Source organism: uncultured Empedobacter sp., assembly GCF_937930195.1.
GTDB classification, from domain to species: domain Bacteria; phylum Bacteroidota; class Bacteroidia; order Flavobacteriales; family Weeksellaceae; genus Empedobacter; species Empedobacter stercoris.
Genome location: NZ_CALGVK010000119.1, coordinates 1 through 6,263, shown reverse-complemented (window position 1 = coordinate 6,263; position 6,263 = coordinate 1). Strand labels below are relative to the sequence as shown.

Below are 6,263 nucleotides of genomic sequence, written 5' to 3'. Positions count from 1 at the left end.
GAAGAATCTGATGGAGATATTCCATTCGAAATTAATTGTTCATTCGAAGAATTCGATTTTAAAGAAGATGATTACGAATAAGTACCATACCAAAACCTCTCAAATTTGAGAGGTTTTTTTAATCACTATAAATTATGAAAAAGTTTACATTAACGCACCGATTATTACATTGGACAATAGGAATTGGCATGCTGATATTATTTATCACTGGCTTTCTACGTATGGAGTGGATGAGTAAAAAGAAGCTCTCTTCCCTTATTGTGCAAGAAACATCTAAAGATGGGGTAAGTCTTTCGGAAGCTACCTTAAAAACGATTGGTAAAAATTCTTTAGAACCAATGTGGGAATGGCATGAGCTGTTTGCCTACATCATTTTAGGACTGTTTGTTCTACGAATTGTATATATGGTTGTAAAAGGAATTCGTTTTCCAAATCCATTTAAACATTCAGCTCCTAAAGAAAAATTTCAAGGATTGATCTATCTAATTTTTTATGGATTAGTGTTGATGAATCTCGTTACAGGTTTTTACTTAATGTGGGGAGACGGAACGTACAAAGAACAAATGGAAGAATTACACAAAACTGGAATCTATTGGTTTCCTATTTTCTTCCTGATACATCTTGCAGGAATTGTTTATGACGAAATCAGTAAAAAATCTGGTATTGTATCGAAAATGATTAATGGAAATGATTGATAATAAAAAAGGCGCTTCGTAGAAGCGCCTTTTATCTATATATTATATTATCTTCCTTTCATAAAAATCCAAGCTAATAATCCCCAACCGATAATCATAAAAAGACCTCCAAGTGGTGTAATTGGCCCTAAGAATTTAAGATTTGCATTCCAATAATCTGCAAACGATAACAAGTAGATACTTCCTGAAAAAACAAATGTTCCGGCAATTAAACACCAAGCTGCAGAGCGTTCTAAACCACTGTTAAACTGGAAATACATTCCGACAGCTAACAATACAATTGCATGATAAATTTGGTAACGTACACCAACTTCAAAACTTGCTAATTTTTCAGCAGGTAAAAACTTTTTGAATGCATGAGCACCAAAAGCACCTAATATAACTGCAGTCATTCCATATAATGATGCAATTGTCAACACAAGATTTTTCATAATTATCTCTTTTATATTTATTCAGATTTCTTTTTTCCAGCCACAAAATCTTTCAGATAATAAGGCTCAAAATATGCAACATCTTCAAATGATTTTTGAGTAAATTTTTCTTCCGAAACACGAATCATATCCTTTGCAGATGGAAAAGCTTGCACAAAAGTAGCGTTTAAATGCGACAATATTTCTTGACATTTTTCTGCTCCATCACCAACAAAAATAATTTTCTTTCCTTTCAACTCTTCAAAAGAAGTATCGTCAATTACTTTTGCTTCGGTTTCTGTCAATTGATTTCCTTGTCTATCAAACAAAGCTGTATAAACCTCCATTCGTCTTGCATCAATCATTGGAATAATATAATCCACCTCTTGGTTAAGTTGTGATTCAGCTAAAATTTGCAATGAATTAATTGCCATCAACGGAATATCAGAACCATATGCAAATCCTTTGGCAGACGAAACACCAATTCGTAATCCGGTATAAGAGCCTGGACCTTTTGACACACAAACAGCGTCGATATCTTTCCAATTTATTTCCGCACCTTGTACACACCAATCTACAAACTGATTCAGTTTTTCGCCATGTGCATAATTTTCTTCATTTTCTTCAACCAGACAAAGTTGAACGCCATCTTTAGCAATCGAAACTGAACAATTTTTTGTTGAAGTTTCTAAATTTAAGATTGTTGCCATGCTGCAAAGATACATCACGAAAATTAGATGATTTGTGTTTGATAAGATGATTTTCTATTGGAAATAAAGAAAAATTGAACTCTAATCCAACGTAATTGGAATTCCTGCATAGAAATCCAGTACTTTTTGTTTGAAAACGTAATTGTATTTTGCTTGTAACATTTGTGATTCTGCAATCATCAAATCATTACGTGATCGGTTAAAATCATATTGATTAATCACTCCTGCATTATACGATTTTTGTGCAAAATCGTACGAAATTTTCGCATATTTCACCGCTTCTTTCGATGAATCGTATGATGCATAAGAACTATTGACTTCGAAATAGGCAGATTGCACATTTTTCAAAATATCTTGTTTGGATTGCAGAAGATTAATTTTCATCAAATCTTCGTTAATTAATGCTTTCTGAATATTAATTTTGTACGAATATTGATTCCAAATCGGAATCGAAACTCCTACGCCAAATACTGCTGTTACATTATGCCCCAATTGATCTAACAACGCATCTTGACGCAATCGCTTGTTGAAATATTGCAAATAATTTGTACCAAAATTGAAAGTTCCTGTTATTTTTGGGAACAATGATGTTCGTGCAATTTCTGTTTCTTTCGTAGCAACATCAATCTGTAATTCGGCATACTTAACAGCAGGTTGATTTTGATAAGCCGTTTCTACGACATCTTCTAAATGATACAATTGTGAATTGATATTATCTGGAATTTTAACATCCGTTACACTAAAATCACGGTAATCGTTAAGTTGTAACAACATTGCTAAATTGAATAAAGCACGTTCTATTTCGATTTGTGCATTGACTACTTCGCGCGTATTTGTCGCAACTTCAGATTCGGATTGTGCTACAACTGATTGTGCAACGCTTCCTGCTTTTAATTTCTTTTTATTCTGATCTAATAATTGTTTGGAAATATTTAAGTTTCCGACTGCAACCTGTTTCAATTCTTTGTTTAATAAAACAGCCAAATAATAATTTGCTATTTGAAGCGAAATATCATTTACCGTTATTGCCGTTTGAACTTTTGACGCTTCTAATTCCAAAGCTGCTTTATCTTTGTTCAATTGAACAACTCCTCCGCTGTAAATATTGATGCTTGATTGCACTCCCAACGAATGTGCAAATTGATAATATCCTTTTTCGATAACAGGATTATAGGTTCCAATTGTAAAATTATTATCCACATATCCCGAAACCGTAGGCAACCACGCATTATAGGTTTGTTCTAAATTTTTGTTGAATAATTCTTGGTTGATGGTATTTTGCTGAACAGTCAAATTATTTTTTGAAGCATATTCAATACACTTTTCTATGGTCCATTCTTCTTGAGCAAATGAATGAATTGAAGCTAAAAATGTTAAAGCAAAAAATAATTTTTTCATAAACTATTCTGATCAGAGATTTAAAGATATAAAATAAGTCGAATTTCTAATCAAAATGTTACGAAATCCGACTTAAAGTTTTTTTTAGGGTTAAATTATTTTAACCTTTAATTTTAGAAGCAATTGCAAATTCTTCTGCAAAAGCAGCAATTCTTTCTGCCACCTCTTTTTCCTCTGTTGCTCTTTCGTACGAACTTGACATCGAAATTAGAATTTGATGAAAGAAACGTTTCATATCATCTTGCGTCATATCTTTTGTCCACAAATCGATACGTAAAGCTTCTTTCGATTTATCATCCCAAACAGAAAGTAACATTGCTTTTGTTTCTTCGTGACTAATACCACCATCTGGCGCATTCCAAGTCATTTTTTCTGGCACGTGATTTTCGTCCAATTCAATCTCTACAGTAATATTTGTTGTTCTCATAACTTCTACTTATTTAGTTTATTTCACAAAATGGTAAACTTTACCATCAATTGTTTTTGTTGTATAATTTGCTGAATTATTTCCTTCTAATGCTGGTTTGTATTTCGAATCCTTGAAGATTTTCTGCCCATCCATATCATCTAATAAAGCTTTCAGTTCAACTTTAGGGTTCTCTTTCATGTATTGACGAATAATTTGCAAACCAATCCAAGCCGCAATTCTACCAGGAGAATCTTGTTCTATTTCGTTGTTAAATTTTGAAAAAGGACTTAATGCCAAAAATCGTTTATCTAACGAAGCATCTGAACTAAATACATAATTTTGTTCGACAAAAAAGTTCCAAATTTGTCCTTCATTGTCAATACACCATTGTATTTGTTCTGGCGTATAACCAACTTTATATTCGTCTGCCGTATCTACTAATAAAGCATCTTGCAAAATTAATTTCTTCCCTTCGTAAATCATTTTATCAATAAATAATTGATTTCTTGGGCTAAATGTTACCACATCATTTGCTATCGCATCAACTGCCTGAGATGGTAAACGATTAAGATCTAAATTAATTCGCAAATAACGTTCAACACCAATACTATCATACAGCTTATTTTTTGAGCCTAAATAGGCATCCATTGCGATAAACATTAAGCCAGATTGCTGACTAAACATCACAGGATAATCGATATTTTGCAAACCTGATGAATAGGTATAAATAGTTGGAATTTTATATTCAGGAAAATAAAATTGGTAACGTTGAAACATTGGAGTCAACATTTGATTTAATTCTTTAAAATCTCCAAAAACTTTTCTTGATTGTCCATAAATACTCAATTCTTCTTTATTACGACGTTGGTTTTCCCAAATACTATCCGTTGTTTTAGCATCAAAAAAGAAAGGATAATCTTTTCGTAAAGTCGTTAATGGGATAGAGTCATTAAAAAAATCTTGGCTGATATCATGAATGTTTAATTGAACATTTTGTTCTTCAACATCTACTTCCCACGATTTCTCTTTTTTGCACGATGTAAATAAAATTAAACTCGCAAAAGCTAAGCCATATACAAATTTCATTGCTTGGTTATTTAGCTAACAAAAATAGTAAAATAATCGGTAGTATTTTCAACCCTAATTTTTTTCATAATCTGCTATCTTTGAAATAAATTATTACACTATGCAAACTGAAAAAGTTGTAGAATATATTGTTACTTGGTTGAAAGATTATTTGGAGACAGCACACCAAAAAGGCTTTGTGATTGGAATTTCGGGCGGAATAGATTCGGCTGTAACCTCAACACTTTGTGCGATGACAGGTTATCCTTTACTTAATTTGGAAATGCCTATTCACCAAGAAAAAAATCAAGCAGATAGAGCTAAACGTCATATCGAATGGCTGAACGAACAATTTTCTTCACCAATTGATTCAATAGAAGTTGATTTAACAACCACTTTTGATGCAATGGTCTCGGCTTTACCAAAAACGGAAACAACAGATAAAGTGAATTTAGCTTTAGCTAATACGCGTGCTCGTTTGCGTATGACAACACTTTATTATTTTGCTGGTTTACACAATTATTTGGTTGCAGGAACTGGAAATAAAGTCGAAGATTTTGGCGTTGGTTTTTATACAAAATATGGTGATGGCGGTGTAGATCTTAGTCCAATTGCTGATTTGATGAAATCGGAAGTGTATGAAATTGCACGCTTTTTAGGAATCAATACGGATATTCAGAAAGCTAAACCAACCGATGGTTTGTTTGGTGATGATCGTTCGGATGAAGATCAATTGGGAGCAAATTATGATGAATTGGAATGGGCGATGAAAGCGAAAGAAGCTGGACAAACTGCAGATGATTTTGAAGGTCGAGAAAAAGAAGTTTTCGAGATTTATTCGAGATTAAATCGAATCAATCAACATAAAATGGTTCCAATTCCGATTTGTGATATTCCTGAGGAGTTGATGAAGTAAAACGAAACCCGAATTTCGTAGTTCGAATTTCGGGTTGTTTTTATATATTTGTAATAATCATAACAGATTATAAACTAATTTTTTAAAGTATGAAAATGCAAGAAATCTATATTGTAGAGCCATCTACATCTGAAGAAGCGAAAGCTTTAAGAGCTTTTGCTAAAGCTTTAAAAATAAAAATTACAAAACAGAATAATTTAGATTCTATTGATAACTTTGAACTATCAAAAGAACAAAAGAAAATATTAGATAGTCAAAAAGATTTACCATTATCTGAATACAAGGATAATATAGAGTTTTTAGCCGAACTAAAAAGCGAATATGGACTATAAAGTTAATGTTTCTCTCATTGCAATAACAAACATTAGAGAAGCTGTAGCTTATTATAAAGAAAGTGCAACTATAAAAGTTGCGAAAAGCTTTGTGAAAGAATACGAATCAAATGTAAAAAATATTGTCCCAAATCCTTTTTATCAAGTTCATTATAGAGATCATAGAGTAAAACCAATGAGAAAATTTCCTTACATCATTTTTTATACACTTGATGAGTATAATAAAATTATCTATATAAAAGCGGTTTTCAACACACCTAACAACCCGATAAACTATCCGAAATTATAAAACAAAAAACTCAGTATTGCTACTGAGTTTTTTTATGTT

The 6,263-nt window shown here is 32.1% G+C and carries 9 protein-coding genes; 4 read left to right on the top strand and 5 right to left on the bottom strand.

What is annotated here, in order from left to right:
- Positions 1-134: 134 nt before the first annotated feature.
- Positions 135-695, top strand: coding sequence for a cytochrome b/b6 domain-containing protein (locus Q0616_RS07325; RefSeq protein ID WP_298776164.1), 561 nt, complete (start codon positions 135-137; stop codon positions 693-695).
- A gap of 47 nt (positions 696-742) precedes the next feature.
- Here Q0616_RS07325 and Q0616_RS07320 read toward each other — a convergent pair whose 3' ends face one another.
- From Q0616_RS07320 to Q0616_RS07300, 5 genes are all read right to left on the bottom strand, one after another.
- The gene (locus Q0616_RS07320; protein WP_171623348.1) at positions 743-1,126 is read right to left on the bottom strand and encodes a DUF423 domain-containing protein; all 384 of its coding nucleotides are present in this window, start codon (positions 1,124-1,126) and stop codon (positions 743-745) included.
- 17 nt (positions 1,127-1,143) lie between these two features.
- Entirely contained in the window at positions 1,144-1,815 is a 672-nt protein-coding gene (tsaB, locus tag Q0616_RS07315) for a tRNA (adenosine(37)-N6)-threonylcarbamoyltransferase complex dimerization subunit type 1 TsaB (protein ID WP_260541890.1), read from the bottom strand.
- Positions 1,816-1,896: 81 nt separating this feature from the next.
- A complete protein-coding gene (locus tag Q0616_RS07310; RefSeq protein WP_284583163.1) occupies positions 1,897-3,213 on the bottom strand; it encodes a TolC family protein in 1,317 nt (438 codons plus the stop codon).
- 100 nt (positions 3,214-3,313) lie between these two features.
- Positions 3,314-3,640 (bottom strand): gliding motility protein GldC, encoded by a 327-nt coding sequence (gene gldC / locus Q0616_RS07305; RefSeq protein ID WP_171623345.1) that lies wholly within the window; start codon positions 3,638-3,640, stop codon positions 3,314-3,316.
- A gap of 18 nt (positions 3,641-3,658) precedes the next feature.
- The gene (locus Q0616_RS07300) at positions 3,659-4,708 is read right to left on the bottom strand and encodes a gliding motility protein, GldB (RefSeq protein WP_260541889.1); all 1,050 of its coding nucleotides are present in this window, start codon (positions 4,706-4,708) and stop codon (positions 3,659-3,661) included.
- 100 nt (positions 4,709-4,808) lie between these two features.
- Between Q0616_RS07300 and nadE the strand changes: the two genes are divergently transcribed.
- The 3 genes from nadE (at position 4,809) to Q0616_RS07285 (ending at position 6,224) form a co-directional block, all read left to right on the top strand.
- On the top strand, positions 4,809-5,603 hold the full coding sequence (nadE, locus tag Q0616_RS07295; protein WP_260541888.1) for an NAD(+) synthase: 795 nt from the start codon (positions 4,809-4,811) through the stop codon (positions 5,601-5,603).
- A gap of 95 nt (positions 5,604-5,698) precedes the next feature.
- Complete coding sequence (locus Q0616_RS07290) at positions 5,699-5,935, top strand: hypothetical protein (RefSeq protein WP_298776160.1); 237 nt, start codon at positions 5,699-5,701, stop codon at positions 5,933-5,935.
- Complete coding sequence (locus Q0616_RS07285; protein ID WP_298776157.1) at positions 5,925-6,224, top strand: type II toxin-antitoxin system RelE/ParE family toxin; 300 nt, start codon at positions 5,925-5,927, stop codon at positions 6,222-6,224. The genes Q0616_RS07290 and Q0616_RS07285 overlap by 11 nt, the downstream gene beginning before the upstream one ends.
- Positions 6,225-6,263: the final 39 nt, after the last annotated feature.

Excerpts from the sequence above, each read along its gene's own strand:
- Q0616_RS07325 (WP_298776164.1), top strand. The coding sequence starts at position 135 with ATGAAAAAGTTTACATTAACGCACCGATTATTACATTGGACAATAGGA.
- Q0616_RS07320 (WP_171623348.1), bottom strand. The coding sequence starts at position 1,126 with ATGAAAAATCTTGTGTTGACAATTGCATCATTATATGGAATGACTGCA.
- tsaB (WP_260541890.1), bottom strand. The coding sequence starts at position 1,815 with ATGGCAACAATCTTAAATTTAGAAACTTCAACAAAAAATTGTTCAGTT.
- Q0616_RS07310 (WP_284583163.1), bottom strand. The coding sequence starts at position 3,213 with ATGAAAAAATTATTTTTTGCTTTAACATTTTTAGCTTCAATTCATTCA.
- gldC (WP_171623345.1), bottom strand. The coding sequence starts at position 3,640 with ATGAGAACAACAAATATTACTGTAGAGATTGAATTGGACGAAAATCAC.
- Q0616_RS07300 (WP_260541889.1), bottom strand. The coding sequence starts at position 4,708 with ATGAAATTTGTATATGGCTTAGCTTTTGCGAGTTTAATTTTATTTACA.
- nadE (WP_260541888.1), top strand. The coding sequence starts at position 4,809 with ATGCAAACTGAAAAAGTTGTAGAATATATTGTTACTTGGTTGAAAGAT.
- Q0616_RS07290 (WP_298776160.1), top strand. The coding sequence starts at position 5,699 with ATGCAAGAAATCTATATTGTAGAGCCATCTACATCTGAAGAAGCGAAA.
- Q0616_RS07285 (WP_298776157.1), top strand. The coding sequence starts at position 5,925 with ATGGACTATAAAGTTAATGTTTCTCTCATTGCAATAACAAACATTAGA.